Below are 26,582 nucleotides of genomic sequence, written 5' to 3'. Positions count from 1 at the left end.
CAGTTTTGACGGTGCCCTCAGGCGGGGACGCCGGCCTGTTCGTTCTGATGCCGCTGGATTTCCAGCAGCCGGTGACGGTCCGCCCGGCGCTGCTCCTGCCGGTCCGGATCGGGCACCGGAGACGCCAGCAGGAGACGCTGGGTGTAGGGGTGCTCGGGGTCCCGGGTTACCACGTCCGCAGGCCCCTGTTCGACGATTTCGCCGTGGTACATGACGGCCACGCGGTGGCTGATGTGCCGCACGACGTCCAGGTCGTGGGAGACGAAGAGGTAGGAAACGCCGGTGTCCTTCTGGATCTGCAGGAACAGGTCAAGGACGCGTGCCTGCGTGGACAGGTCAAGTGCACTGACGGGTTCGTCGCAGACGATCAGTTTCGGTGAGAGCGCGAGTGCCCGGGCGATGGCCACGCGCTGGCGCTGGCCGCCGCTGAACTCCCGTGGCAGGCGGTGGATGGCGTCCGAGGGCAGCCCCACCTGGTCAAGCAGTTCCTTGACGCGCTTCCTGGCCGCTGTCTGCTCCAGGCCCTGCACTCCGAGGGGTTCGGCGAGGATGGCGCCGATCTCGAGGGCCGGGTTCAGGGAGGTGTACGGGTCCTGGAAGACCACTTGGAGGTCACGGCTCAGGGTCCGCCGCTGCTTGCGGGTGGCCTGGCTGATGTCCCGGCCTTCGAACGTGATCCTTCCGGCCGTCACCGGGGCCAGGCCAAGCACGGCACGGCCCAGGGTTGTCTTTCCCGAACCGGACTCCCCCACCAGGCCAAGGGTCTCGCCCTGGCCGATGGAGATGTTGATATCCGTGAGGGCCCGAAACGGCTTGGCGCGGAACTTCTTGCTGGGGTACTCGACCACCAGGTTCTCTACTGTCAGGAGCGGGGAATTTTCTGCAACTTCCACAGTGCTCATGCGGCCGGCTCCTTCTGGCTGGATACAAGCGTGGACATGGGGGTTTTGCCTTCGAGCATGGACGCCAGCAGGGTCCGGGTGTACTGCTCATTGGGGTTGCGAAGGATGTCGCGGACGGATCCTTCCTCCACCAGGCGGCCGTTCTGCATGACGGCCACACGGTCGCAGAGGTCTGCCACCACGCCGAAGTTGTGGGTCACCAGGATGATCCCGATGTTCAGCCGCTGTTGGAGCTCGCGCAGGAGGTCGAGCACGTCGGCCTGCACGGTGACGTCCAGCGCCGTGGTGGGCTCATCGGCGATCACCAGGTCCGGTTCGCAGCTGATGGCACCGGCGATCAGCACACGCTGGGCCATGCCTCCGGAGACTTCGTGGGGGTAGGCGCTGAAGGTCCGTTCGGGGTTGGCGATTCCGACGTCGGCCAGGAGTTTCAGCGCACGCTTGCGGGCTTCTTCCTTGGGTATTCCGAGGACGCGCACCATTGGCGTCACCAGCTGGTATCCGATGGTGAAAGCGGGGTCCAGGTTGCTCATGGGTTCCTGCGGAATGTAGGAGATCCTCCTGCCGCGAAGCCTGGACAGCCGTGCCTGATCGACCCGGTCCTCACCCGGGCCGACGGTGTAGTTGCCGTCGAACTGGATGGAACCGGCCACAATGCGGGCGTTATCGGGAAGCAAGCCCAGAATGGAGAACGCCGTCTGGGACTTGCCCGACCCGGATTCACCCACGATGCCGAGGATCTCGCCGCGGTCTACGTGGAAGGAGACGTTGTCCACCACCTTTTTGACGGAACCGTCGGCCTGCGGGTACCCCACGCCCAGGTTGGTCACCTTCACGAGGTGGTGCTCGGTTCCAAGCTCGACGGCGGCCACGGACTTGCGCTGCTGGCCCGCCCTGGCGGGTGCCGCCGTCGTGCCCTTCTGTTGGGCCGCTTTCTTGCGGTGCTTGATCTTTTCGCCGTCTTCGAGGGCGTCGCGGATGGCGTTGCCCAGCAGGACCAGCGCGCCGATGGTCAATGCCATGGCGAGTGCCGGCCAGAAGAGCAGGGTGGGGTTCAGGTATACGTTCTTGAAGCCCTCCGAGAGCATGACGCCCCAGGTTGCTTTGGTGGGATCGCCCAGGCCCAGGAATTCCAGTCCGGACTGGATGGCGATGGCTACGCCGGCAATGGCCGCCGTCTGGATGATGATGGGTGCCCGGACCACGGAGAAGATGTGGCGGGCGATGATGCTCAGGTCCGAAAGCCCGGAAACTCTGGCGGCGTCAACGTACAGCTCGTTGCGCACAGACTGGACGGCGGTGCGGGTCAAGCGAAAATAGGACGGGCTGATGAGGATGCCGAACGCGATCATGGAAATCCATACCGAGGGGCCGAAGGCCGCCCGGATGGTCAGCAGCACGATCAGTCCGGGCAGGCTCATGAGGATGCTGACCACCCAGTTGGAGACCGCCTCGAACTTGCCGGCGTAGTAGCCGGCGATCAGGCCGGCCGGCAGACCGATGGCAATGGCGACGCCGGCGCAGAGCAAGGCCGAAAGCAGGGTCAGCTGCGCACCGAACAGCAGGCGGCTCCAGACATCACGCCCGGCGCTGTCCGTTCCCAGGATGTTGACGGAGTCCGGCGCGGCGAGGGTTTTGGCGATGTTGGCGTAGTTCTGGTCAAAGGGTGCCAGGACCGGAGCCAGGATGGCCAGCAGCGAGATCGCCAGCAGGATGGCGATGGCGATGATGCCCAGCGGGTTCCTGAGGAGGCGCCGGACCACGGTGGAGCGGACCACCGTGCCGCTCTGCCCGGTATGAAGGGAGGGCGCAGGTGCGGCAACTCCCGCGGTTTCTACAGAGTCACTCATGACACACGTACCTTCGGGTTGAGCCAGCCATTGAGAATGTCCACCAGCAGGTTGACCACAATGACGACGACCACCGTGTACATCACGACGCCCATCACCACCGGGAGGTCCGACTGGCCCGTAGCGGCGACCGCCAGCGGGCCCATGCCGGGAAGGGCGAAGATCTGCTCGATGATCACCACGCCGCCAAGCATGCCGATCAGCTGCAGGCTCAGCACGGTCAGGCCGGCCGGGGCCGCGCTGCGCAGGACGTGCCTGAACAAGATCTCCCGCTCGCCGATCCCGCGGCTGCGCAGGGTGCGGACGTAGTCGCGCTCAAGCTGCTTGATGACGGCGCTGCGGATCTGCTGCGCGCCGCCTGTGACGCCGTTGACCAGCAGGGCAATCACCGGAAGCGCCATGGAGTAGACCCACGCGTCGGCCCCGGCGTCCGGGGAGATGGTGCTGGTGGCCGGGAAGAGGCCCAGCTGGATGGCCAGGATGGTGACCAGGATGACGCCAATGACAAACCCCGGAACGGAGTCGCCGATGATGGCGCCAACCTGGACCAGCCTGTCCACCCAGCCGCGCTTGACCGCAGCGATGATGCCGATGAGTGCGGCACAAATGGCGATCAGGATCATTGCGGCGAAAACCATGGTCATGGTCACCGGGATCCGGGTGGCCAGGGAGTTGGCCACGGGCTCGGAAGTGAACCACGAGGCACCAAGGTTGCCGCTCAACGCATCGGCTACCCAGGAGAAGTAGCGGACCACCAGCGGCTGGTCCAGCCCCAGCTCGTGTTCTTTCATCGCCACCTGCTCAGCGGTGGCCTGGTCGCCCAGGATGTTCCGGGCGATGCTCCCGCTGGAGACGTACAGCAGGAAGAAGGTGAGTGCCGAGACAACAAACAGCACCACCAGCCCGCTGCCCAGCCTTTTCGCAATGAACCTGATCATGGGGTCCTACTTGGCCGGGGAGTAGTTGTAGATGGACGGAACGGCCTGCTGGATTTGCGGAGTCACGTTCACCTTGGAGTTGTGGTAGTACATCTGGTTGACGCGGAACAGTGGAGCGAACCAGGCCTGCTCCACGACGTACTTGTTGACTTCCTGCGCCAGTTTGCCTGCATCGGCGCCGCCGTTGCGCACGGCCGCGATCTTGGCGTCCAGCTCCGGCGTCGAGTTCTTGAAGGGGTTGTAGAGCGCCTTGGTGGAGACGATCTGGTCCACGGCAACCGTGGGCTGGCCCTGGAAGAGCGAGAAGAAAATGGTGGTGAACTTCTGCGCGGCAATATCGGCCGTATACGTGTTGGTCAGCGCCGCGCCGACCTTCAGGGTGATACCGACGTCTGCCAGCTGCTGCGTGATGACGGAAATCTGCGTTTCGAACCCGGGCACGCTCGGGATCTCCAGGGTGACGCCCTTTTCAAAGCCTGCTTCCTTCAGAAGCTGCTTGGCCTTGGCCGGATCGTACGTGTAGTAGTTTTCCAGCTCTTCCATCCAGGCGCCGCTCGCCTTGCCGAACGGCTGCGACGTCGGGGTGCCCTGACCCAGCATGACCTGGTCCAGGATGGTCTTGCGGTCAAAGGCATAGTTGATGGCTTGGCGAACTTTGACGTTTGCCAGCGCGGGGTTCTTGGCACCTTCACGGTCAAGGAGGAGCAGCCCCTGCCAGTCGACCTCGTTGGCGGCGAGCTTCATTTTGGCGCCCTCGGCCTGCTTGCCGTTCTTGGGGTCCAGGATGGTGGCGTCCACCTGCCCGGAGACCAGGGCGTTGGTGCGGGCGGTGAGGTCTGTCAGGACCTTGAACGTCAGTTTCTGATACTTCTGCAGGTCCTTGTTCCAGTAATCCTTGCGGGCACCGAAAACCGTCTGTGAGTCCTTGACCGACGCCGCCTTGTCCATGACATAAGGGCCGGAGCCGACCGGTTCGGTCTTAATGCCTTCGGTGTCCAAGGCCTTGGGGCTGCCCATCAGGCCCGCGGCCTGGCTCAGGAAGTATTCCAGCGCGGGGTCCGGCGCCGTAAGGTTGACGTCGATGGTGTCGGCGTCCACCACAGTCACGTCCCTGACCGAAGCCAGCTGCGCCATCTGTGGACCGTTGGCTTCTTTGAAGTGGTCCATGTTGGCCTTCGCTGCCCCGGCGTCGAACTTGGCGCCGTCGCTGAAGGTCACATCCGTGCGCAGGTCCAGGGTGAGCTTGGTGTTGCCAGCGTTGTACTTCCACGCCGTGGCCAGCATCGGGCTGAGTTTGCCGTCCGGTTCGCGCAGGATCAGCGTGTCATACACCGCCTGGTACGGCTGCAGAACGTGGCCAACGTGCGCCTGGGCCGGGTCCCACGAACGTACGTCCTGGACAGTGCCGAGGGTCAGTGCTGTGGCAGCACCGGCGGCCGAACCGGAGTTGGCAGCACCGCCGCAACCGGTCAGCGCGAGGGATGCGCTGAGAACAAGGGCGGCTCCTGCTGCCTTGGGACCTAACTTCATTGTTGGCTCCTGAATCTGTGGAACGTGACACTTGCAAACGAAGGCCGGTGTGGTGTGGCCCACACCGGCCTCGTGACATTCACAGTACGGACTCTTGCCGCATTTGGCAACCGATTGTCAAAAAAGCTGCAACAACTTCATATTGCCGACTTGCAGCTGTCTGGTCAGCTCAGTGAACCGCGGTTTGCGGGTGCTCCATAAAAAGGGCTTAGGAGACCGCGTGGGTAAGTTCCGGGTAGCTCTGCCGGTAGATCTCCTTGATGATGCGCAGCGACTTTTCGGCCTCCGCAGGCGAGATCCAAAAGGGATCGGCGTCGTCCAGGCGGGCGTAGAAGTCGCTGATCAGCAGTTCGTGGGAGACGCCCCAGTAGGACCGGGCCCCGGAGCCGCCCGTGCGCTCGGGAACGAGGTCCACGCGCCCGTCAGAGTGCGTCACGGTGAGGTCACCCCTCAGGCTCAGAACTGCCTTCTCGGTGACCACGTCGAGCGTCACGGGGGCGTTGAAGGAATTGGCCAGGGTGGCATAAAACGCGCTCCGGGCGCCGCCGGCATGTTCTGCCACGAACTCCGCGGTGTCTTCAACCTCTATGGCCTCACCCAGGAAGCGGGTGGACGCGTTTCCGGTGACCGCGACGACGTCGCCCACCAGCCATTGGAGCAGGTCGACAGTATGGATGGCCTGGTTCATCAACAGGCCTCCCCCGCCGCCGGCCCAGGTCCCCCGCCACGGCCGGCTTTGGTAGTACTCGGCAGAGCGCTGCCACATCACTGTTGCCGACGCTCCCGTCACGGCCCCCAGTTCGCCCCTTGACAGCAGAGCGTGCATGGCCTGCGACGTCGCGTTGTACCGGTTCTGGAAGCACACGGCGATTTTGGCCCCGCCGGCGGAGGCGGCTTCGACCAAGCGCCGACCTTCCGCGAGGGTGTGGGCCAGCGGCTTCTCCACGATGACGTTGACGCCACGTTCCAGGCAGTCGACGGCCACCGCCGCGTGCTGGTCATGCGGAGTGCAAATGTGCACCACGTCAGGCTTAACGGCCTCGATGAGGGCCAGATGGTCGGCGTAACCGGGGACGCCCCAGGCGGCCATCGCGGACGCCAGCCGCTGCGGGTCCGTGTCGCACACCGCAACGAGCGCGGCGCCGTCGAGCTTTGCCACCGCTTCGAAGTGCACGGTGGAAACGTCGCCGCAGCCGATGACAGCCGCCGTCGTCCTCAAGAGAGTTCAACCCCGTTTTTCACGGCAAGCGCTGCGAACGCGCGGGCCGCCGTTCCGAAGGCCGCCGGCCCGGAGAAGCCGCCGAGCTCGTGGGCGCTCGCCAGGTGAGGCTCCAGTGAGGCGAAGCCGGTGAAGCCGTCCGCATTCAGGGCGGCGATGGTGGCGTCCAGTTCGCCGTCGCCCTCGCCGGAGGGCACCACCTCCCCGGTCGCGGCAAGTGCGTCCTTGACCTGGAAGTACTCGAGGTAGGGGCGCAGCATGGCGTAGCCCTCGGTGTAGGGCTTGATGCCCACCTGAACGAAGTTCGCGTTGTCCCAGGCGATCCGCAGCGCCGGGGAGTCCACGGTCTTCATGATGTCCAGGACATGCTCTGGGGTGTCGCCGTAGATGCCCTTTTCGTTCTCATGCAGAAGCACGACGCCGGCTTCCGCGGCGAGGGCCGCAAGCGCGCCGATGCGGACCATGACGTCGTCGCGGATGTCTTCCGCGCTCTGGCCTTCGGCCCGGAAGAAGGAGAAGATGCGGATGTACTTGGTGTCCAGGCCTTTGGCTACGGAGATGATCTGGCGGAGCCGGTCCAGCTCGTGCTCGATCGGGAGGCCCACGTCCACCTTGCCGATGGGGCTGGCCACCGCAGAGACTTTCAGGCCTTGTTCATCCAGGATCTCCTTGAGCGCGGCAACCTGCTGCGGTTCCAGCTCGGAGACGTTGGTGCCCCAGGCGCTGCGCACCTCGATGTGGCTTGCGCCCAACGCCAGTAATACCGCACACTGCACCGCGGGGTCCGGATCTATCTCATCGCCGAAGCCTGAGAGCGGCCAGACTGCTGTTGTTGTTTTGCTCACGCGGGTCTCCTGGGTTTCGCGGCCGCCGCGCGGGCAGCTCGCATTCCAGCTCCAGTGCGGTGAGGCAGTTACAAACAATGTCCACCCCAGCTTAGCGAGGGCTGCGGCAAAATGACAACCGGTTGCCAACGCCTTGTCAGCTGTGGCATTCTTGGCTAACAGGTTCTGTGGCGGCAGTCACAGAAGCCCATTTGACCTGGCCACAATGGTCCGGCCACCACGTTCAGAGAGGAGCGCCGTGGCTACGACGCAAGCAGCAGCAGTGGACCGCCCGCCCACCATCCACGACATCGCAGCCCTCTGCGGCGTGGCGGCCTCCACCGTTTCCCGGGCGCTCTCCACCCCGGACCGCGTCAATGTCCGGACGCGCCAGCGGATCGAGGCGGCCGCAGCGCAACTAAACTACATCCCCAACAGCCAGGCCAAGGCGCTGAGCTCGGGGCGGACCGGTGCGGTGGGAGTGCTGGTACCTGACATCACCAACCCTTTCTACTTCGACCTCATCCGGGGTACCCAGCTCCAGCTCAAGGCCGCCGGGTACACGCAGCTGCTGGTGGATACGGAGGAATCCGACGAAGTCGAAGCCAGCACCATGGAGCAACTGCGCAAGAGCGCGGACGGAATCGTGGTGGCTGCCTCCCGGCTGACGGACGAGGCCTTGCTTGCCGCTGCGGCGAAGATGCCGATGGTCACGGTCAACCGCGACGTCCCCGGGGTTCCCGCAGTCCTCATCGACACCCCGTCCGCCACCACCCAGGCCCTTGACCACCTCATCTCGCTGGGTCACACCGACGTCGCCTACATGGCCGGGCCGCTCACTTCGCAGTCCAGCACCCGCCGCTGGACTACCCTGGCGGAGGCAGCCAAGGAGCGCGGGGTGGAAGTGCGGGCGCTCGGACCGTTCGCGCCGAAGACACAGTCCGGGGCAGTCGCCGCGGACGCCGCCGTGCACAGCGGAGTGACGGCGTGCATCGTGTTCAACGACCTCATTGCCATCGGCATGCTCCAGCGCCTGCGCGAACGCGGCATCCGTGTCCCGGAGGACATGAGCATTGTGGGCTGCGACGACATTTTCGGCGCCGACTTCTGCAATCCGCCGCTCTCAACCATGGCATCGCCCATCGAGCAGGCAGGCCGCGTGGCGGTGTCCATGCTGCTGGCGCAGCTCAACCCTGCGGCGGGCGGCGTTACACGCAGCCGCTCCGTGATGCCCACCCACCTCACGGTCCGGGGCTCCACAGGACCGGCGCCGGGAACGCGCTAGGCACTCTGCTTCCGCCACGGACACGGCGTCGCCGCGGAGATGGAATTCATCAGCGTCCCGGTTCCCAGGTCTATCCTGAGCTTCACTACCAACGTCTGGCGGGCTGGCCGCCCTGATCAGGAGTGATCCATGTGAATAGTGTGAGCGCAGTGTTGGCCGGCATCGAGGCAGAGCTCGGTTGGGTCCGGGACACCTACAAGAACCTTCACCGGCATCCGGAGCTGAGCCTGGAGGAACACCAAACCGCCAAACTCGTGACGGACAGGCTCCTGGCATTCGGGTACGAAGTGACGCACATTGGGGGTACCGGCGTTGTGGGCGTGCTGGCCAGCGGGGAGGGACCCGCAGTCCTGGCGCGGGCGGACATGGACGCCCTGCCGGTCACGGAAGCCACCGGGCTGCCCTACGCCTCGGAAGTGGAAGGCGTGATGCACGCCTGCGGTCATGATGTCCACGTCAGCACGCTGCTGGGTGCCGCCAAGCTCATGGCGGACGGCCGCGGCGTGTGGTCCGGGACCTACATCGTGCTCTTCCAGCCAGCGGAAGAGGTAGGCGCCGGGTCCAAAGCCATGGTCGAGGACGGCCTGGCCACCAAAATACCGCGGCCCGACGTCGCACTGGCCCAGCACGTGATGCCCCTTCCGGCCGGGACCATCGCAACCAAGCCGGGCCCGGTCCTTTCCGCGGCGGACTCGCTCAAGATCACCGTTTACGGGACCGGGGCGCACGGCTCCATGCCTCACATGTCCGTCGACCCGGTGGTGCTGGCTTCCTCAATCGTGCTGCGGCTGCAAACGGTCGTCTCCCGGGAGACCAGGCCGGGAGAATTTGCGGTGGTCACCGTGGGGGCCTTCAACGCCGGGGCCACATCGAATATCATCCCGGACCAGGCCACGCTGTTGCTGAACATCCGCACCTACGACGACGCCGTCCGGTCGGCGGTCCTCGCGGCGATCGAAAGGATCGTGAAGGGCGAATGCATCACGGCTGGCTCCCCGCGGAAACCGGAGTTCGAGTACTACGACCGTTTCCCGCTCACTACCAATGACTCCGCCGTCACGGATCGCGTCACTGCTGCCTTCACCTCCCACTTTGGCGCGACGTCCATTCAGCACGCCCTGCCACAGACGGCGTCCGAGGACTTCAGCCGCATTCCGCAGGCCTTCGGCGTTCCCTACACTTTCTGGCTCCTCGGTGGGGTGGAACCGGAAACCTACCGCGCCGCCGTCGCCAACGGAACCGTCTTCCAGGACATTCCTGCCAACCACTCCCCCTCCTTCGCCCCGCTGGTCGACCCGACGCTGTCACTCGGCGTACAGGCCCACGTGGTGGCGGCGTTATCGTACCTGTCCCAGCCAACTGATTCCCGTTGAACGCCGCGGGACGATGTCCTGACCCTGCTGTTGCCGGCCCGTCATACAGCTGAACCGCGTTTTACAGATGAACTGCGGGGGCGTCGGAGGAAGCAGTACCGCTGAAGGTTTTGCGGCTGATGTTGATCAGCAGCAACGCAATGGGAGCAATCATGATGGCAACTCCTGCCGCCCAGAAGAAGACCGCTGAGTAGCCGCTGGACAGGGCGGCCATTGTCGATCCGCCGGCCGCGGCGGTAGCTGCAGCGGCGACAGTGCTGAATAGGGCGATGCCGAGGCAGCCGCCAATCTGCTGAGAGGCGTTGACCAGGGCACTCGCTGCGCCGGCGTCGTCTTTTTCCACGCCGGAGAGTGCCAGGTTCTGCATGGGCACGAAGACCGTGCCCAACCCGATGCCGAGCAGGATGAGTGCCGGTAGCATGTTCACGGCATGGCTGCCGTCCGCAGGGACCTGTGTCCGCCACAGCATCGCCGCTTGCCATGAAGAGAGGCCCGACGGCGGTCGGAATTTTCGCGCGGAGCACCGGGAGGTGCTTGGCCACGATGCCTGCCGTGGCAATCAGCACTACCGTCATCGGCAGCGACGCCACCCCTGCGGCGAACGGCGCGAAGGCCAGAAGTAGTTAGACCTCTACCTACCACCACGTGACTCTGACTCAATCTATTCCCAACGCAGGTGCTACAGCCCGGCTTTTCGATCACCCGGCCAGCAGGCGTCGAAGCCTCCCTGCTTGCGATAGTACTTAGCAGCCGATTCGATCTTCTAGGCCGTCAGGCAAGAATTGGCATTGCAGATTTGCTAGACCTCTAGTAAATTAGAAGCATCGATGGGTAAAGGGACGATGAGGAGCGCGAAGCGTGGATCACTCTAGGAGCTTTGACTGAGGCGATGGACGAATCAACCACCCCACAGGATTCGCGACTCAGTGGCGCTGCGTTCGAAAAGCTGGCGAACGACTCTACGAGGGAGATGTTTCCGGAGTACGACGAGGCCGCGATGGCCCTTTGCTTTAATCTGATACGTCTCGCTAACAGGATCACCACTGACCTCGAAGTCAGCGTCCACCGCCCCGGAAGCCTCAGCTTTTCTGCTTTCAGGCTTCTTTTCGCCATCCGGGCGGTTGGAGCAGGCTATCCCAATGAGCTGGCAAGGCTCTCGAGCGTATCCAGCGCGTCTATGTCGAGCTTGCTCAACACCTTGGAGAAGTACGGGTTGGTGACCCGGGAAGCAGACGCTTCTGATAAGCGCAAAACCCTTGTACGGCTAACGCCTCTTGGGGAGGGTCGCGTAGCAGAGCTTGCGCGTAAGAACAGCCTGCGCGAAAGCGACTGGGCAGAAGGTCTTACGAGGACCGAAGCGACCATCCTTACTGAACTGTTACGGAAGCTGCTACTACACCACCCGCCTCGTCCGCAGGACTAGGCGCACTATAAATCCGGATCGCCCCGGATAAAGCACGGTCGCGGTGAAGCGCCGCAACAAGCAGGAAGTAACCCGGACGGATCCCTGAACAGTCCGCAACGCCCTTGGCAAGGGCAAGTAGTCACCTTTTAGGTACCAGGCGTCGAGTTCTGCCGAGCTTCGACGCTGACCGCTTACAACGAAGTGAGGAATCCTTGCAGTTTCACCATCACGGCTATGTGTCCGGGGACCCGTGCGTCCAGCCCGCTGAAGGCGTCGGCATTAACAGGCCGGCTCAGCTTCCGGACGAGGTCGATGTGTTGATTGTCGGCACCGGGCCCGCAGGAATGCTGGCCGCTGCGCAACTGTCGCAGTTCCCGAACATCACCACCCGAATCATCGAGCGACGCCCCGGCAGGCTCGCCATTGGCCAGGCCGACGGAATCCAGTGCCGCACCGTCGAAACCTTCCAGGCTTTCGGGTTTGCCGAGAGAATCACTGCGGAGGCATACCGGATCACCGAGACGGCATTCTGGAAACCGGACCCTGCAGACCGCTCCCGCATCATCCGCACGGCCCGCACCCCGGATGACCCGGCCGAAATCAGCGAGTTCCCCCACCTCGTCGTCAACCAGGCCCGCGTGCTGGACTACTTCGCCGAATACATGGCCAACTCGCCCACACGAATGAAGCCTGATTACGGCTACGAGTTCCAGGGACTGAAAGTGGCGGGCCAGGGTGAATACCCGGTTACGGTAACCCTGTTACATACCGCGGGCCCGAACGAGGGCCAGGCGCGCATCGTCAAGGCGAAGTACGTTGTTGGCGCGGACGGCGCGCGCAGCAAGGTGCGCCAGGCGATCGGATGCACGCTCGCCGGCGATCAGGCCAACCATGCCTGGGGCGTCATGGATGTACTGGCGGTCACAGACTTTCCCGATGTTCGCATGAAGTGCGCCATCCAGGGTGAAAAAGGCAGCATTCTTTTGATCCCCCGCGAGGGCGGACACCTGTTCCGCATGTACGTTGACCTGGGCGAGGTAGACCCGAACAACAAAGGGGCAGTGCGCAGCACCAGCATCGAGGAGATCATTTCCAAGGCGAACGAGATCCTGCACCCGTACACGGTGGACGTGCGCAACGTGGCCTGGCACAGCGTCTACGAGGTGGGCCACCGGCTCACGGACCGGTTCGACGACGTCCTGCCGGAGGACCGCGGTACCCGAACGCCGCGCGTGTTCATCACCGGCGACGCCTGCCACACCCACAGCGCCAAGGCCGGGCAGGGCATGAATGTCTCCATGCAGGACGGCTTCAACATCGCGTGGAAGTTGGGGCACGTCCTTGAGGGCCGCAGCCCGGAAAGCCTTCTCTTCACCTACTCGGAGGAACGCCAGGTGGTGGCCAAGAACCTGATCGACTTCGACAAGGAATGGTCAACCCTGATGGCCAAGAAGCCTGAGGAATTCGAGGATCCTGCGGAGCTGGAGGACTTCTACGTGCGGACGGCCGAGTTCCCCGCAGGCTTCATGACGCAGTACGCTCCGTCCACGGTGGTTGGCACTGCCGACCACCAGCACCTGGCCACGGGGTTCCCGGTGGGCAAGCGCTTCAAGTCAGCTCCGGTAATGCGGGTCGCGGACGCCAACCCCGCGCACCTCGGCCACCACGCTAAAGCTGACGGGCGCTGGCGGATCTATGTCTTCGCGAACTCGACTACGCCGCGGACGACCCAGGCCAGCGCCGAGTCGCCCACCGAGAGGTTCGCCGAATGGATCACCACCTCGCCTGACTCCCCGCTTGCGGCCACCCCTGAGGGCGCGGACCTCGACGCTTGGTTTGACGTGAAAGTGATCTACCAGCAGGACCACACAAGCGTAGACATCGCTGACGTTCCGGCAGTATTCAAACCCCAAGTCGGCCCGTTCCAGCTCACGGATTACGAGAAGATCTACGCCACAGACCAGACGGCGGACATCTTCGACCTCCGCGGGCTCAGCCGCGACGGCGTCGTCGTAGTGGTCCGCCCGGACCAGTACGTGGCAAACGTCCTGCCACTGACCGCAACGGCCGAGCTCGCCGCTTTTTTTGCACCCCTTCTGCAGCCACAGCCACAGCCACAGCCACAGCCACAGCCACAGCCACAGAGGGAGCTTCTATCCGCGGCGCTGCCCGGTGGGCCCGCCACCGCTCCGGTTATTTCGCTCTCCGTCTGACCAAGCCTGTCAGGTTCCACCGGCATTACTCCACCTCATCCGCCTCCCCGGATTACACCGCTCCCACCAACTGGAGAACCATGAGCATGTCCACCCACAGTTCGAAGACGAACCAACGCCGGGTCGCCCTCGCCACCGTCATCGGCACCACCGTCGAATGGTATGACTTCTTCATTTACGCCACGGCCGCCGGCCTGGTGTTCGCCCAATTATTCTTCGAACCAGCCGGTGCCTCTATCGGTCTCCTGTTGTCGTTCGCATCCGTCGGGATCAGCTTCCTCTTTCGGCCCCTCGGCGCCTTCCTGGCCGGCCACTACGGCGATAGAATCGGCCGCCGAGCCATGCTCGTGCTGACGCTGGTCCTTATGGGTTCGGCAACTACCTTGATCGGTTTCCTGCCGACTTACGCGAGCGCTGGTGTTATTGCCCCCGTCATGCTCCTCATGCTGCGGATCCTGCAAGGTATCTCCGCGGGCGGTGAATGGGGAGGTGCCGTCCTGATGGCAGTCGAGCACGCCCCCCGTGACCACCGCGGACGGGCCGGGGCGTTCCCCCAGCTGGGCGTTCCGCTCGGGCTGCTCCTGGCATCAGGTGTTACGGCGCTCATGACCGGTGTAGTCTCCCCCGGAGCCGCGTTCCTCGAGTGGGGATGGCGGGTTCCCTTCCTCCTAAGCATCGTGCTGATTGCCGTCGGCTACTTTGTCCGCCGCGCGGTGGACGAATCCCCCGTCTTCCAGGAAATCGCCGCGGCCAAGAAACAGCCCAGAATACCGATCGTCGAGCTGTTCCGGCGCCACGGACTGCTCGTCATCGTCGCGGCCCTGATCTTCGCAGGCAACAACGCTGCAGGCTACATGGCAACCGGGGGTTTCATCCCCAGCTACGCCTCCAGTCCCGCGGTCGGCCACGGACGCACCGACGTGCTCGTCGCAATCGCTTATGGTGCCGCCGTCTGGCTAGCCTGCACCTACCTCGCCGGATACCTCTCTGACAGAATCGGCCGCAAGCGGACCTATTTAGTTGGATTCAGCGCCCAACTGCTGGCTTGCTTCCCGCTCTTCTGGCTGATTAACACCGGATCCCTGCCGATGCTCTATCTCGCACTGACCATCTTCAGCTTCGGGTTGGGATTGGCCTACGGCCCCCAGGCCGCCCTGTACTCAGAAATGTTTCCCGCCTCGGTGCGTTTCTCCGGCGTCTCCATCTCCTACGCGCTTGGTGCGATCCTCGGCGGCGCCTTCGCCCCGACGATTGCGACAGCTCTGGTCCAGGCCACAGGTGGGACCGAAGCCGTCTCCCTGTATCTGGTGGGGATGACCCTTGTCTCCCTCGTGGCCGTATCCTTGGTCCGCGACCGCTCAGGCATGGACCTTTCCATCCGCAACCAAGCCGAACAGGAAGTCGGAGCGCTCATCTTTGACCGCCGAACCGCCAACGCCACAAATGAGGCGGCCCGGACCAACTGATCAACCAGCTGCGGGGCCGGGACCTGCTGATAACGCCCAACCCACGCGTACAGAATTAGCCATTGAAGGAGGGACCTCCTCTGCTGCGCACCGCAAGAACCCTCCTAGGAGCCCGAAAACTCGGGTTCCTAGGAGGGTTCTTCGCGCGGCGATGCGTTTAGGCCGGCAAGGGAGTTGACGCACAACAGAAGAGGACTGCGTGGCTGGCAGTTTTCAGGTTATGTGTGGCGGTCTTCTTCGTAGACGTCCGGGATGCCGTCCCTGTCAGTGTCGATGGCCTCTTCCGCCTCCACGGCGCGGTACTGACGGTTCCGCGTGATCAGAACTGCCGATGCCAGGAGGGCGGCCAGCAGCGATGCGGCGAGGATACCTACCTTGGCGTGGTCATCGTGGGCGCTGCCCTGTCCGAAGCTCAGCTCTGCTACGAGGAGCGAAACCGTGAAGCCGATCCCGGCCAACAGGGACATCCCGAACACATCGATCCACTTTAAGGACCGGTCCAGGGATGCTTTGGTGGCCTTGGTGAGGAGCCAGGTCGTCCCGAGGATCCCTGCGGGCTTGCCCAGCACCAGCGCCACGATGATGCCGATGGCCACCGGGTCGGTCACGGCCGAGATCAGACCGTCCCAACCGCCCACGGCGACACCGGCCGAGAAAAACGCGAAGACCGGGACCGCGATGCCGGCGGAAATAGGCCGGAACCGGTGTTCGAAAATCTCAGAGAGGCCAGGACCCGCGGAGGGGCCGCCGCTGGCCTGCGACCGGATCACCGGGATGGCGAACCCCAGCAGCACACCGGCGACAGTGGCGTGGATGCCGGATGCGTGCAGCAGCGCCCAGGTGGCCACGCCGAGGGGAAGCAAGATGACCCATGCCGCAACGGGTTTGGTCCCGAAGAAACGGCGGTACTTTTGGGCCAGGAACGTATAAACAGCCAGCGGGATGAGTGCCAGCAGCAATGGGCCGGCATGGATGTCGCTGGAGTAGAAGATGGCGATGATGCTAATCGCGATCAGGTCATCGACCACTGCCAACGTCAACAGGAAGATCCGCAGCGCGCTGGGCAGGTGCGAACCGATGATGGCCAACACGGCCACGGCAAAAGCAATGTCCGTTGCCGTGGGGATGGCCCAGCCCCGCAGGGTCGCAGGACTGGTGAGGTTGATCAGCGCATAGATAACTGCCGGGACCGCCACGCCTCCGACGGCCGCCGCGACGGGCACGACGGACTTACTGATTTGGCGGAGGTCTCCGGCGACGAACTCCCGTTTGAGTTCCAGGCCCACGAGGAAGAAGAAGATCGCCAACAATCCGTCGGCAGCCCAGGCCCCGAGGCTTAGCTCCAGATGCCACGGCCCATAGCCGATGCGGAAGTCGCGCAACGCGAAGTAACTGTCGGCAACCGGGGAATTGGCCCAGATCAGGGCGATAACCGCCGCGGCCACCAGCAGGATGCCGCCAACGGTTTCCTTCCGCAAGATCGCGCCGATGCGCAGGACTTCGCCGTAGCTGCCCCGCCCCAAAACGGACGAGCGCGGAGAAGCAGACGGGTTGTCATTCATGAAGGTGTCCTAAACATTGGGTCGACAAAGAACATGCCGACCAGACTTCCCGGCTCACCTTCAGCCAGTCTACCCATTCACATCACCACCCGGCTCGTAGACGGCATACCCGACGTATCGGGCGTGGCGGAAACGCACTCTGGGCCTACTCCTCGCGGTCAATCTCCAAGTAGCTGAGCCCGCTCAAATCCAACCAATATCGCGTTGGCGTTTCCACCAACCTCAGCAGCACGCCCTGGCAGTCGCGGCACCGCACCACAATGCCGGGCGCGTCGGTGAAGACCATGGCCTCGCCAAAAGCCCTGACTGAGCCGCAATGCCTACAGCGTCCGAGGGCTGCGATGATGTCGATGCGGAACACTTCGGACAGGGCCCCAGCCGTGGCGTTCCCGTCCACATACGGAATCGGGTCATGAGGTGATGCTGCAATGTCCTGATCTTCCGAGTCGGGGACAGCGAAGTCGTCGGCGCCGTTCACCGGATACCTCCCGTCCCGCCAAACCGTTCGGTCTTTATCGACTCCGGCGAATAGCCGGCCATCACAAGCCAGTCCGCAACCGTCTCCACGAAAACTGTCTGGCCGCAAACAAAGACATCAGGATGCACATCAGCAGGGAAGATCTTGCCCAAAAGGGTGTCCGCAGTAAGGCGCGCTGGCGTGACCGGCCAGTCCTTCGGCGTCGAACGTGTATAGACGTAGTCGACCATCAGCTTGGCTGATTCCTGGTCCAAGCGACGCAGCTCGTCGCGGTAAATCGAAGCGTCCGGGGACTTGAGGGAATAGAGCAACCTGAAAGGGGCCGCATTATTGGAAGCTTGATGCGCGCGGATCATCGACATCAGCGGCACCACACCTGACCCTCCCCCGATCAGCTGCACCCGGTGCGCATTGCTCGGCCGCCAGACAAACCAGCCACCCACTGGCCCCCGGATTTCCAACTGGTCCCCGACGGACAAGTCCCGGACAAGGTAAGGCGACACTTCGCCGTCGGGCAGCTCATCAACGGTAATTTCCAGGTGCTCATCCATACTTGCGGATGCCACCGAGTAAGAGCGGATGGCGGTGTATCCGTCCTCGGCGGTGAGGCGGATGTCAATGTGCTGGCCGGCGAGATGTCCCATTAAGCCATCCACGCGCAGCCGAATGGTCCGGGTTGTGGCGTTTTCAGGTACCCCGCCCACCACCTCAGCGACATGCCACAGGGAGCTCAAGGCAACAGCCTCACGCGTACCGCTCCTCGCGCCACGGATTGCCGTGAAGATGATAGCCGTTCGATTCCCAGAAACCGGGAACGTCTTCCCCTGTCAGTTCCAAGCCATGAATCCACTTGGCGCTTTTCCAGAAATACAAATGTGGCACCAAGAGCCGTGCCGGACCGCCATGGGCCCGTTCAAGAGGTTTGCCATCGAACTCCCAGGCCACCCACGCCTTGCCGCCCAGGAGATCCCAAAGCGGAACATTGGTTGTGTAGCCGCCGAAGGCATGCGCCGTGGCGAAGTCGCTGGTGGTTTCCACGTTTTCGAAGAGCGTGTCCAAGGAAACCCCACGCCACACTGTTCCGAGTTTCGACCAGCTGGTCACACAGTGAATGTCTTTAGTGATTTCCTCTTGTGGCGAGGCCAGGAATTCATCCCACGACCACGAGCGCCGCAGGCCATTCTCCGTGGTGATGAAAAACTCCCATTCATCGACGGGTATAAGCGGGGCAGGCCCCGCCGTCAGGACGGGAAAGTCATGCGTTTCATGCTGCCCAGGAGGCAGTGCAGGATTGTCGGACCGCCGTCCACGGAAACCGGAAGAAATGATACCCAAGATGCACCTCCGCAGTGGAGCTCCACCCGGCCCAACGGCCGTTGATGCCCCAACCATATGGCAACCTCTGGGCGTGGTCTAGACTTCAACGGGACCCAGCCGGGCGTCGAGCAAGAACCAATGCGTGGGCGAGGAGAACGAGCTGTCGGCGGGCGAGGGGCCCGGTAGGAAGGAGCCGGGCTTTGGGCTTTCTGCCCTGGTTAGAGTGACTGCGTGAAGACACTGGGGATTGATCTGGCTGCGGACCCGAAGAGAACCGCTGCCGCGGTCATTGAATGGCATAAAGGGCAGGCGCGGCTTGTTCACTTGTCTCTCGGCGTCACGGACGAAACTGTCGTCGAACTTTTCCGGGACTCGGACGTGACCGGCATTGACTGTCCCCTTGGCTGGCCGGAACCCTTCCTCTCATTCCTTCTCGGTCATTCCCGGGAGGACCCGGATGCCGTCCTCTGTCATGACGGGTTGGCCGGACGCCGCGAACTGGCCTACCGGGCAACCGACCGGTTCGTAACGCATCAAGCGGGCCTGATCCCGTTGAGTGTCTCGGCGGACCGGTTGGCGCATCCGGCCATGCGCTGCGCCGTCATCCAAGCCAAAATAGCGCGGGCCTGCGGCGTTCAGCCCAGGGATGGCACCGGACATCTAGTCGAGGTCTACCCTGCCGCGTCCTTGAAGATATGGGGCATCTCGGCCCGCGGGTACAAGGGCCGAGGGAGACCGGAGTCTGAAGTAAGGGACAACATTTTGGGCCAGCTCACTGCCGCCGCACCTTGGCTGGACTTCGACGCCTACCGCGACCAAGTGATCGCCTCGGACGATCTCCTCGATTCCGTCATCGCATCCCTGACAGCCCGCGCCACCGCACTCCAAACCACTCTGCTACCCGCCCCGGACCAGAGCCTTGCAGCACGTGAGGAGGGCTGGATCCATCTGCCAACACGGCCGCTCACCGATCTGAACAACTAAGGGCCAACCGGGCTGTTGGCGATCTCGGTGGCCCCTCCTCGCGACGCCGACCGGTGAAGTTTCAACCCCCGATCAACTTCCGCGATCTAATATATTAGTCCTATACTAGATGTGATCAACTAAAGATCGAACGCCAACTCGATGAGGAGTGGAATATGCAGCAACTCGCGCACCGGCTTGAACGCCTGGGCACCGAAACCGCCTTCAGCGTCGCCCAGGCAGCCGCCGCTTGGAAGGCTAAGGGGAACCTGGTGTACCCCTTCCATCTGGGCGACATCAACATCCCCACCGCCCCGAACATCGTGGAGGCGATGAACCGGGCGATCGCTGACGGCTATACCGGCTACTGCCCCGGCCCCGGCATCCCGCAGCTGCGTGAGGCCCTTGCCGACGACATCGGCTCCCGCCGCGGAATTAAGTTCTCCCCCGAGAATGTGGTGGTGATGACCGGCGGCAAGCCCGTCATCACGAAGTTCCTGCAGGCTGTCATGAACCCGGGCCAGGAAGTGCTCTACCCGAACCCCGGTTTCCCGATCTATGAATCGCAGATCGAGTACCTCGGCGGCACGGCGGTGCCGTACCGCTATGTGCCCACGAGCACCGGTTTCGCGATCGACCTCGAGCAGATCCGCGCGTCGATCACCCCTAATACGGTCGCGATCATCTACAACGACCTGCAGAACCCCATCTCGGCAGAGTCGACTGCCGCTGAGCGCGAGGCCGTCGCGCAGCTCGCGATCGAACACGACCTCTGGGTGCTCTCCGACGAGGCCTACTTTGAGACGCGCTATGAGGGCGTCTCGAGCTCGATCACCTCGATTCCGGGCATGGCCGAGCGTACTGTCATCCTCTACACGTTCAGCAAGAAGTTCGCCATGACCGGCTCACGCCTTGGCTGCGCCGTCGCCCCGCGTGAGATCGCCCAGGTTCTCAGCACGCTCAACACCAACGACGAGTCCTGCACCACCCACTACGTGCAGTGGGCCGGCGTCGAAGCACTGCGCGGTCCCCAGGATTCTGTGCAGCAGATGCTGGACATCCTGCAGACGCGCCGCGACACCGCGTGCGAGCTGGTGAACTCCATCCCCGGCATGAGCGTCGCCGTGCCGCAGTCGACGTTCTACCTGTTCCCGGACGTCACCGAGGTCATGGAGCGTATGGGTTACACGGCCGTGGGCGACTTCGCCTCTGACGCCCTGTACAAGACCGGCGTCTCCTTCTGCACGCGGGAGCACTTCGGCCGGCGGCTGCCCGGTGAGGACCGGCAGTACATCCGGCTCGCCTATTCGGGCATCGAGGCGGCAGCCATCCGCGAGGGCCTCGGACGCCTCCGCGAATGGATCGTGACCGCATGAGCCGGGTAGTCGTTACGGGCACGGTGCCCGACGCCGCGCTCGAGAAGCTTCGTGCCGAGCATGAGGTCGATGCCTGGGCCGGACCGGAGTCGATTGGCCGCGAGGAGCTCCTGCGCCGCGTGGCTGGGGCCGACGCGATCCTGAGCCTGCTCACCGAACGCGTCGACGGCGAGCTGCTCGACGCCGCGGGCCCGCAGCTCAAGGTGGTCTCCAACGTCGCCGTCGGCTACGACAACATCAACGTTCCCGCCTGCACCGAACGCGGTATCGTCGCCACCAACACACCCGGGGTGCTCACCGAGGCGACGGCCGACATCGCGTTCGGGCTCATCCTCATGGCAACGCGCCGGCTCGGTGAGGGCGAACGGCTCATCCGCGCCGGCCAGGCGTGGAAGTGGGGCATGTTCTTCCTGCTCGGGTCCAGCCTGCAGGGCAAGACGCTCGGCGTCGTCGGAATGGGCGGCATCGGCCAGGCCACCGCACGCCGGGCCAAGGCCTTCGGCATGGACATCGTCTACCAGTCACGCCGCGAGATCGACCCCGCCATCGCCGCGGAACTGGGCGCCCGGCGCGTCGACCTCGACGAGTTGCTGACTGTCTCTGATGTCATTTCGCTGCACTGCCCTTACGGACCGGCAACGCACCATCTGATCGGCGCGGAGCAGCTATCAGCGATGAAGAGCTCCACCTATCTGGTCAACACCGCACGCGGACCGATCGTCGACGAAGCGGCGCTCGCGGCCGCGCTGCGCGAGGGCGTCATCGCCGGTGCCGGGCTGGACGTCTTCGAGCACGAGCCGAAGGTCCACCCCGAGTTGCTGGACCTGGAGAATGTGACACTCGTGCCGCACCTCGGCTCGGCCACCGTCGAGACGCGCACCGCCATGGCAGTGCTCGCCGCCGACAACGCGCTCGCCGTGCTCCGGGGCGAGCAGCCGCCCACGCCGATCGGCTAGTAAGGACGGACAAATAGTACCGCTGGGCCTGGATGAAGCGCCGGTCCTTGGAGGCGAGACAATGGGCCAGCTTTCGCACCTCTCTGACTCAGATATCGTGTCTACTTCGGGATTTGGGCCGTCAGCAACAAAGTTGGCGCCGGACTTGGTAGTCCGGCGCCAACTTGATTGACCGAAATGCATCAGCAACAACGGGTGAGGCCATCACCTATGCGGGCAACGCCGTCGTTAGTGGGTTCCGGCAGTAGGCACCCGCGCGCTTCGAACGGGTCCGGCCGCCCGGCTCCACAACAACAGTCTCCCAGTGCCGCCGCAGCCGTGCTGCCGACGGGCGAGCGAGTACGGTGTATTGGAGCAGAAAGTGAACGCCCCCACAGTCGCCGAAGCGGCCGAGACCGACTCAAAGGCGATCTCATCGTCGATTTCCAGGTATCCCCCGAGCCGGCGGTACAGGTCCCGGGCTGCGTCCGTTGACGGATAGATCGGCGTGATGCTCGACCGGGCTGCCACGGCCGGCGCAGGGATGCTCCGAGCGATGTTCCGGGCCGGGGCTAGCAGGTTTCGCAGAACAGACAGGTGTACGCCCGCCATGACACTGTTAACGGGCTGGTCCACGCGGGACGTCAGCTGCCCGACCACCTCCTCCGCCTGCTGCGGTAATACGCACAGGACGACCGCGTCGCTCTGGTCGACCATGTCTTGGTTCGTGGAGGCCAGCCTCGCTGTCTGGAAGCGTGCTGCAAGATCACCGCTCCGCGCCTGGCTTCGCGGTGAGAGGACTATCTGCGGGGGCGCTGCGGCGCCTCGCACAGGCCTGCGACGATCGAGGACGCGATGGACCCGACGCCGAGTATGCCGAACGTAGTCAAGCGAAAGTCCTTTAGTTGAGAGTTGGGATGCTTTAGTTGGGAGTTGGGATGTAAGTACGTCGGCTTGGAGGTTATCAGTCAAGGCCGGCCAGAAGTTGAAGATCTCGGGCAGGACCAATTCAAGTTAAGCCCCTGCCTGCTCCCCCAGCTCAGCAAGACCTCATACTCACACCGCAGACTGGTGAGTGAGTGGCAGGCTTCCCGAGCCCCACACATCGGCCGGCATATGGTTCTGCCGGCCTGCGGATGAATCGGAACCGTTGATGGCGATGCTGCGCGGCCATCGTCAACGACGCCGCTGCTGAACAACTGCGCAACTTCATCCAATCCCGACTTATTGAATGCCACCGCGAACACTCAGACCCAGACGCAGCGCTGCGGGCAGGGCTCGCGTCCTCGGTGCTTGTAGGGGTGGTTACCAGCCGCCAGATCAGTCCAGCAGATACTCGCACCCAGGGCCCTTCAGGACCCGCTGCAGCCAGGCGTACTGGTTTCGTCTGTCCGAGGCGTATTTGCTGTTTCTCTCTCCATGGACAGGCCCATCAAGCCGTCGCGCCGGGGCTTCACTAGTGGTCACACGGTGCGCTGTTTCCGGCGCTTTCGGAACTTCATGATGATGAGGGTCAACCCCAGGGGAATGGTGAATATCAGCGTGAAGAGGGCGCCGATTCCGCCGACGGAGACGCCGCCGTCTCGGTAGGCCACCACGACCGCCTGGCTCGGGTTCTGCTCACGGTAGATCACCGTGACATCGTCCCCGACCTTCGGCTGCTGGTCATGGTCAACCGAGGCGAAGGTGGAGTGCTCCGCCCCGTCCGCAGACATGTAGTGCACTGTGATGTCGCGCTTCGACGCGTTCCGGACGTCGTCGAAGTCAACGATCGTTCCGGTGGTGTGAACACCGGTGCGCTCGAGCTCCTCATCCGCGTCAGTCATCAAGGAGCCGATCCCGATCAGCACGGGTCCGGTCAGGAGCAACAGCGCAACGAACGTAAAGCCTCCGAGGCTGGACCAGAAGGTCTGGGCTTTGCGGGGTGCGGCGGTATCCGGGGAATTCACGACCCCATTCTGCCTGACGACGGACCAGAGACCACCCCGGGCGACGGTCCACCTTTACCGGTCGCAGGAGGGGAATTTATTTGGACTACCGGCCTGCCAGGAGCGTCAATCGCTCAATGTTGCCGCATCGGCAGTGGCGGGCGCAGATGACAAGTTGGCTAATCTCCGCGAGCCAGCGCCGGCTGAGTGCTTACTACTTGGGTATTCGGATCGTACTCCAGGGCCGGCCTTCCCGCCACGATCACCGTAGCGCGCTCCCAAGGCCGGTCCTCAAGTAAGAAGGGAATTTCTTGTGCTTCCCACTCCCTGTGCAGGTCTTCCTCTTCCTGGCCATCTCGTGCCAGGAGTCGACGTCGGGCTTCGCAGTTGTCGCAGTGCACCCAGATCGAAGCGTCGACCAGGTCGGAGAGCGTTTGGCGTGATGATCCGCTCCCTTCCACCCACACCACGGAACGCCCGGCGGGTAGAGCTATGGCACCTGGACGCTCTCGGGTTACCCAACCCGGCGGACGGTAACGGACTGCCTCACCTCGGCGCAGCGGTTCGAGAACACCGTCACGGAGTTCATCGGCCCAGTCAAAAAACGCGAGATGCCACGCCACATCGTCCGTATGAACCACAGCTGAGTCCGGCACCCGAGCCAGTAGCCGACGGACCAGAGTGGTCTTGCCTGCCCCGCTCCTTCCATCCACCGCTACAACCCAAGGGCGGTTTGGACGTTGTCCTGCTGCAGGCAGTAACCGCCGCACCAAGCCTTCCAGTGACTCGACTTGCCAGGATTCCGGATCGGGTTCGCCGACTTCCGGTTTCATATCCATGGTTACCTCGACTTCGATGATCGGTCCCGCCCGCAGATGCCTGGTATCGAGTCTCAGGAGTTGCCGTGTTGAGCGCAAGCTCTTCCGGACTAGGGAAAGCTAGTGCGGTTCTGCCACTCAGATCACGCCTTACTCCCCTTAGGGTCCGGGCTGGAACTCGAACCGCACGCCACGCCCCTGAAACCCTCCACTCCCGCGAAATATCAGACCCAATCCGGTCCGGCGCAAATCTTCAATACCGCGTGGCGTTACGCCGGCTCGGTGTCCTGGTCGACAAGGGCCGCGGTTTCAGCACGACATAATGGGCTGTGGTCAGCGGCTCAGGGTCGCCGGCTACTGTCAGTCGGCTGACGTCGGACAGCCCGAAGCTGGCCCCGCGGGGTTCCCTGAAGGAGCACCATGAGTGGCCCGCATGGTCCGCTGCCCTACCGCACCTAACATTGCCGTTCCTCAGGTTTAGCGGGTCAGCGCGACGGCGACTTCGGCACCAAGGGACACGTTATTGCGGTACACCTCGACATTAACATTCACGCTGCGGCCGTTCGTAGCGCGCTGAATGAAGTCCAAAAGGAACGGTGTGGTGTCCTTCCCGTTGATCCCGTTCGTCTCTGCCTGCGCCCACGCCCTGGAGAGAACGTCGTCGAGCTCGGCCGGAGGGAACTGCTTGTCCTCTGCGATCGGGTTTGCCAACAGGATGGCCGCTTCGATGTGCAGGTCATCGCGTGCGCTGCAGATTGCTGCAACTTCGCCCGGAGTGTTGACCGCGTACTCGATCGCAAACCCCGAGTCGGAAACGTAGAAGCCAGGATACTTGTTGGTCCTGTAACCGACGACCGGGATGTTGAGCGTTTCGAAACGCTCGAGGGTGGCCGCCACGTCCAGGATGGATTTCACGCCGGCGCTGACGACGATGATGGGGGTACTAGCCAGGGTCGTCATATCGGCAGATTCATCGAAGGATGTTGCCGCACCGTGGTGAACTCCACCCAAGCCGCCGGTTGCGAACACTTTGATGCCGGCCCGGTGTGCCAGGAAGGCCGTCGCTGCCACGGTGGTGCCGCCGTGAAGCCGAAGAGCAGCAGCTACGGGAAGATCGCGGAGGCTGACTTTCTTCACTGCCCCGTCATTGGAGAGCGACGTGATCTGCTCAGGGCTGAGCCCTACCGTCGGAACGCCGGCGAAGACACCGATCGTTGCGGGTACGACCCCTTGACTGCGGAGGCAATCCTCGGCTTCCAAAGCAACTTCGAGATTGCGCGGACGCGGAAGGCCGTGAGTGAAAATGGTCGATTCCAAAGCGACGACAGGGCGCCCTCCAGCAACGGCCGCGGCCACCTCCTCAGATACGTGGAACGCTACGCTGGCGCGAGTGGATGCCACGGTGGTCTCCCGGTAGAACGTGACCTGACCCCCCAAGGTTCCCTCACACGAGAACCAACAACAAGACATCGCCGTGCGACCGGTCCCGGCTGCGGCCCTGGACTATAGGCGGTCCGGCGGGGTTCCGTCAACGGACGTGGTGATGGATGCGATAACCTTGCCCATCACGAGCCCGGCATGTCCTGCGTCGCCACGCTGCCCGCTCGCTCGTAGACCAGCGACACTGCCCCCTTCGGGAAAGTGCGCGCCGGCTCGGCGAGGCGGAAGGAGGCGGGGACGGTCCCGGCGTCGAAGATGCGCTTGCCCTGCCCGAGGGTGATCGGATAGAGCCAGAGGTGGAGGCGGTCGAGCACGTCCGCCGCCAGCAACGACCGGATGAGGACGCCGCTGCCGAACATGTGCACCTCGTCGAACTCTTCACGGAGCCGGCCCGCTGCCTCTGCATTTGGCAGCATCGTGGTGCCCGCCCACGCCGGAGCAACCAGTGAATTGGAGACGACGAACTTGGGCACCCGGTTGAGCGTGCCGCCGATCTCGCCGGACTGGTGCGGCCAGTAGGACGCGAAAATGTCGTAGGTCTTCCGGCCGAGGAGGAGGGCGTCGATGCGGCTAATCTCCTCGCCGATGGCAGCGCCGGCCTCGTCATCGGACACCGGCGCCTGCCAGCCGCCGAAGGCGAATCCGTCCGCGGTGTCTTCTTGGCTGCCGCCCGGGGCCTGGTAGACGCCGTCGAGGGTGACAAACAGGTTGGCGACGATGATTCCCACGCGCCCATTCTGGATCAGGGTCTAATCACTGT

At 63.7% G+C, this 26,582-nt stretch carries 24 protein-coding genes; 9 read left to right on the top strand and 15 right to left on the bottom strand.

Translation table 11 applies throughout. The features are described from left to right. Positions 1 to 17 precede the first annotated feature (17 nt). From ACHMXB_RS05540 to ACHMXB_RS05515, 6 genes are all read right to left on the bottom strand, one after another. The gene (locus ACHMXB_RS05540) at positions 18 to 902 is read right to left on the bottom strand and encodes an ATP-binding cassette domain-containing protein (protein WP_395403480.1); all 885 of its coding nucleotides are present in this window, start codon (positions 900 to 902) and stop codon (positions 18 to 20) included. Next, on the bottom strand, positions 899 to 2,752 hold the full coding sequence (locus ACHMXB_RS05535; RefSeq protein ID WP_395403478.1) for a dipeptide/oligopeptide/nickel ABC transporter permease/ATP-binding protein: 1,854 nt from the start codon (positions 2,750 to 2,752) through the stop codon (positions 899 to 901). Before ACHMXB_RS05535 ends, ACHMXB_RS05540 begins: the two co-directional genes overlap by 4 nt. Further along, positions 2,749 to 3,690, bottom strand: a complete 942-nt coding sequence (locus ACHMXB_RS05530) for an ABC transporter permease (protein WP_395403476.1) — start codon at positions 3,688 to 3,690, stop codon at positions 2,749 to 2,751. The genes ACHMXB_RS05535 and ACHMXB_RS05530 overlap by 4 nt, the downstream gene beginning before the upstream one ends. Before the next feature lie 6 nt (positions 3,691 to 3,696). After that, positions 3,697 to 5,220, bottom strand: coding sequence for an ABC transporter substrate-binding protein (locus ACHMXB_RS05525; protein WP_395403474.1), 1,524 nt, complete (start codon positions 5,218 to 5,220; stop codon positions 3,697 to 3,699). Positions 5,221 to 5,428: 208 nt separating this feature from the next. Beyond that, a complete protein-coding gene (locus ACHMXB_RS05520; protein ID WP_395403472.1) occupies positions 5,429 to 6,439 on the bottom strand; it encodes a Gfo/Idh/MocA family protein in 1,011 nt (336 codons plus the stop codon). Beyond that, entirely contained in the window at positions 6,436 to 7,284 is an 849-nt protein-coding gene (locus ACHMXB_RS05515) for a sugar phosphate isomerase/epimerase family protein (RefSeq protein ID WP_395403470.1), read from the bottom strand. The genes ACHMXB_RS05520 and ACHMXB_RS05515 overlap by 4 nt, the downstream gene beginning before the upstream one ends. A gap of 205 nt (positions 7,285 to 7,489) precedes the next feature. Here ACHMXB_RS05515 and ACHMXB_RS05510 point away from each other — a divergent pair, with 205 nt between their 5' ends. Both ACHMXB_RS05510 and ACHMXB_RS05505 read left to right on the top strand, forming a co-directional pair. Next, on the top strand, positions 7,490 to 8,548 hold the full coding sequence (locus ACHMXB_RS05510; protein ID WP_395403468.1) for a LacI family DNA-binding transcriptional regulator: 1,059 nt from the start codon (positions 7,490 to 7,492) through the stop codon (positions 8,546 to 8,548). Positions 8,549 to 8,679: 131 nt separating this feature from the next. Next, on the top strand, positions 8,680 to 9,921 hold the full coding sequence (locus tag ACHMXB_RS05505; RefSeq protein ID WP_395403466.1) for an amidohydrolase: 1,242 nt from the start codon (positions 8,680 to 8,682) through the stop codon (positions 9,919 to 9,921). Positions 9,922 to 9,982: 61 nt separating this feature from the next. On the opposite strand, the gene ACHMXB_RS05500 is transcribed toward ACHMXB_RS05505, so the two are convergent. Next, positions 9,983 to 10,390 (bottom strand): hypothetical protein, encoded by a 408-nt coding sequence (locus tag ACHMXB_RS05500; RefSeq protein ID WP_395403464.1) that lies wholly within the window; start codon positions 10,388 to 10,390, stop codon positions 9,983 to 9,985. A gap of 420 nt (positions 10,391 to 10,810) precedes the next feature. On the opposite strand from ACHMXB_RS05500, the gene ACHMXB_RS05495 reads away from it, so the two are divergent. The 3 genes from ACHMXB_RS05495 to ACHMXB_RS05485 all read left to right on the top strand — a co-directional run bounded on the left by ACHMXB_RS05495 (position 10,811) and on the right by ACHMXB_RS05485 (position 15,005). Beyond that, positions 10,811 to 11,344 (top strand): MarR family winged helix-turn-helix transcriptional regulator, encoded by a 534-nt coding sequence (locus ACHMXB_RS05495; protein WP_395403462.1) that lies wholly within the window; start codon positions 10,811 to 10,813, stop codon positions 11,342 to 11,344. Between the two features lie 194 nt (positions 11,345 to 11,538). Beyond that, the gene (locus ACHMXB_RS05490) at positions 11,539 to 13,539 is read left to right on the top strand and encodes an FAD-binding monooxygenase (protein ID WP_395403460.1); all 2,001 of its coding nucleotides are present in this window, start codon (positions 11,539 to 11,541) and stop codon (positions 13,537 to 13,539) included. Positions 13,540 to 13,619: 80 nt separating this feature from the next. Continuing rightward, a complete protein-coding gene (locus tag ACHMXB_RS05485; RefSeq protein ID WP_395403458.1) occupies positions 13,620 to 15,005 on the top strand; it encodes an MFS transporter in 1,386 nt (461 codons plus the stop codon). A 218-nt stretch (positions 15,006 to 15,223) separates the two neighbouring features. On the opposite strand, the gene nhaA is transcribed toward ACHMXB_RS05485, so the two are convergent. The 4 genes from nhaA to ACHMXB_RS05465 all read right to left on the bottom strand — a co-directional run bounded on the left by nhaA (position 15,224) and on the right by ACHMXB_RS05465 (position 18,380). Beyond that, positions 15,224 to 16,567: a Na+/H+ antiporter NhaA gene (nhaA, locus tag ACHMXB_RS05480; protein WP_395403456.1), complete on the bottom strand. Its 1,344-nt coding sequence runs from the start codon at positions 16,565 to 16,567 to the stop codon at positions 15,224 to 15,226. Positions 16,568 to 16,712: 145 nt separating this feature from the next. After that, entirely contained in the window at positions 16,713 to 17,045 is a 333-nt protein-coding gene (locus ACHMXB_RS05475; protein ID WP_395403454.1) for a DUF6510 family protein, read from the bottom strand. Continuing rightward, positions 17,042 to 17,779 carry a ferredoxin reductase gene (locus ACHMXB_RS05470; RefSeq protein WP_395403452.1) on the bottom strand — a complete coding sequence of 246 codons (738 nt, stop codon included), beginning with the start codon at positions 17,777 to 17,779 and terminating at the stop codon, positions 17,042 to 17,044. Before ACHMXB_RS05470 ends, ACHMXB_RS05475 begins: the two co-directional genes overlap by 4 nt. Positions 17,780 to 17,789: 10 nt before the next feature. Next, entirely contained in the window at positions 17,790 to 18,380 is a 591-nt protein-coding gene (locus ACHMXB_RS05465) for a molybdopterin-dependent oxidoreductase (RefSeq protein WP_395403450.1), read from the bottom strand. Between the two features lie 213 nt (positions 18,381 to 18,593). On the opposite strand from ACHMXB_RS05465, the gene ACHMXB_RS05460 reads away from it, so the two are divergent. The 3 genes from ACHMXB_RS05460 to ACHMXB_RS05450 all read left to right on the top strand — a co-directional run bounded on the left by ACHMXB_RS05460 (position 18,594) and on the right by ACHMXB_RS05450 (position 21,657). Further along, positions 18,594 to 19,346, top strand: a complete 753-nt coding sequence (locus ACHMXB_RS05460; RefSeq protein ID WP_395403448.1) for a DUF429 domain-containing protein — start codon at positions 18,594 to 18,596, stop codon at positions 19,344 to 19,346. Between the two features lie 155 nt (positions 19,347 to 19,501). Further along, positions 19,502 to 20,701 carry a pyridoxal phosphate-dependent aminotransferase gene (locus ACHMXB_RS05455; RefSeq protein ID WP_395403446.1) on the top strand — a complete coding sequence of 400 codons (1,200 nt, stop codon included), beginning with the start codon at positions 19,502 to 19,504 and terminating at the stop codon, positions 20,699 to 20,701. Continuing rightward, the gene (locus tag ACHMXB_RS05450) at positions 20,698 to 21,657 is read left to right on the top strand and encodes a 2-hydroxyacid dehydrogenase (RefSeq protein WP_395403444.1); all 960 of its coding nucleotides are present in this window, start codon (positions 20,698 to 20,700) and stop codon (positions 21,655 to 21,657) included. Before ACHMXB_RS05455 ends, ACHMXB_RS05450 begins: the two co-directional genes overlap by 4 nt. Before the next feature lie 228 nt (positions 21,658 to 21,885). Here the strand turns inward: ACHMXB_RS05450 and ACHMXB_RS05445 are convergent, their stop codons facing one another. Continuing rightward, positions 21,886 to 22,467 carry an NAD(P)-binding domain-containing protein gene (locus ACHMXB_RS05445; protein ID WP_395403442.1) on the bottom strand — a complete coding sequence of 194 codons (582 nt, stop codon included), beginning with the start codon at positions 22,465 to 22,467 and terminating at the stop codon, positions 21,886 to 21,888. 341 nt (positions 22,468 to 22,808) lie between these two features. Between ACHMXB_RS05445 and ACHMXB_RS05440 the strand changes: the two genes are divergently transcribed. Beyond that, the gene (locus ACHMXB_RS05440; protein ID WP_395405133.1) at positions 22,809 to 23,096 is read left to right on the top strand and encodes a hypothetical protein; all 288 of its coding nucleotides are present in this window, start codon (positions 22,809 to 22,811) and stop codon (positions 23,094 to 23,096) included. A 3-nt stretch (positions 23,097 to 23,099) separates the two neighbouring features. Here ACHMXB_RS05440 and ACHMXB_RS05435 read toward each other — a convergent pair whose 3' ends face one another. The 3 genes from ACHMXB_RS05435 to ACHMXB_RS05425 form a co-directional block, all read right to left on the bottom strand. Beyond that, positions 23,100 to 23,585, bottom strand: coding sequence for a DUF3592 domain-containing protein (locus ACHMXB_RS05435; RefSeq protein ID WP_395403440.1), 486 nt, complete (start codon positions 23,583 to 23,585; stop codon positions 23,100 to 23,102). Positions 23,586 to 24,859: 1,274 nt separating this feature from the next. Beyond that, positions 24,860 to 25,783: a pseudouridine-5'-phosphate glycosidase gene (locus tag ACHMXB_RS05430; protein WP_395403438.1), complete on the bottom strand. Its 924-nt coding sequence runs from the start codon at positions 25,781 to 25,783 to the stop codon at positions 24,860 to 24,862. Positions 25,784 to 25,947: 164 nt separating this feature from the next. After that, a complete protein-coding gene (locus ACHMXB_RS05425) occupies positions 25,948 to 26,550 on the bottom strand; it encodes a dihydrofolate reductase family protein (protein ID WP_395403436.1) in 603 nt (200 codons plus the stop codon). Between the last annotated feature and the right edge of the window lie 32 nt (positions 26,551 to 26,582).

The organism is Arthrobacter sp. UC242_113 (assembly GCF_044054585.1).
In the GTDB taxonomy this organism is placed as follows: domain Bacteria; phylum Actinomycetota; class Actinomycetes; order Actinomycetales; family Micrococcaceae; genus Arthrobacter.
Note: the sequence above shows the minus strand (reverse complement) of the source record. Positions and strands in the feature narration are given on the sequence as shown.

What these genes read in the sequence shown, in the direction of transcription:
- ACHMXB_RS05540 (WP_395403480.1), bottom strand. Translation starts at nt 902, where the DNA reads ATGAGCACTGTGGAAGTTGCAGAAAATTCCCCGCTCCTGACAGTAGAG.
- ACHMXB_RS05535 (WP_395403478.1), bottom strand. Translation starts at nt 2,752, where the DNA reads ATGAGTGACTCTGTAGAAACCGCGGGAGTTGCCGCACCTGCGCCCTCC.
- ACHMXB_RS05530 (WP_395403476.1), bottom strand. Translation starts at nt 3,690, where the DNA reads ATGATCAGGTTCATTGCGAAAAGGCTGGGCAGCGGGCTGGTGGTGCTG.
- ACHMXB_RS05525 (WP_395403474.1), bottom strand. Translation starts at nt 5,220, where the DNA reads ATGAAGTTAGGTCCCAAGGCAGCAGGAGCCGCCCTTGTTCTCAGCGCA.
- ACHMXB_RS05510 (WP_395403468.1), top strand. Translation starts at nt 7,490, where the DNA reads ATGGTCCGGCCACCACGTTCAGAGAGGAGCGCCGTGGCTACGACGCAA.
- ACHMXB_RS05500 (WP_395403464.1), bottom strand. Translation starts at nt 10,390, where the DNA reads ATGCTGTGGCGGACACAGGTCCCTGCGGACGGCAGCCATGCCGTGAAC.
- ACHMXB_RS05495 (WP_395403462.1), top strand. Translation starts at nt 10,811, where the DNA reads ATGGACGAATCAACCACCCCACAGGATTCGCGACTCAGTGGCGCTGCG.
- ACHMXB_RS05485 (WP_395403458.1), top strand. Translation starts at nt 13,620, where the DNA reads ATGAGCATGTCCACCCACAGTTCGAAGACGAACCAACGCCGGGTCGCC.
- nhaA (WP_395403456.1), bottom strand. Translation starts at nt 16,567, where the DNA reads ATGAATGACAACCCGTCTGCTTCTCCGCGCTCGTCCGTTTTGGGGCGG.
- ACHMXB_RS05455 (WP_395403446.1), top strand. Translation starts at nt 19,502, where the DNA reads ATGCAGCAACTCGCGCACCGGCTTGAACGCCTGGGCACCGAAACCGCC.
- ACHMXB_RS05450 (WP_395403444.1), top strand. Translation starts at nt 20,698, where the DNA reads ATGAGCCGGGTAGTCGTTACGGGCACGGTGCCCGACGCCGCGCTCGAG.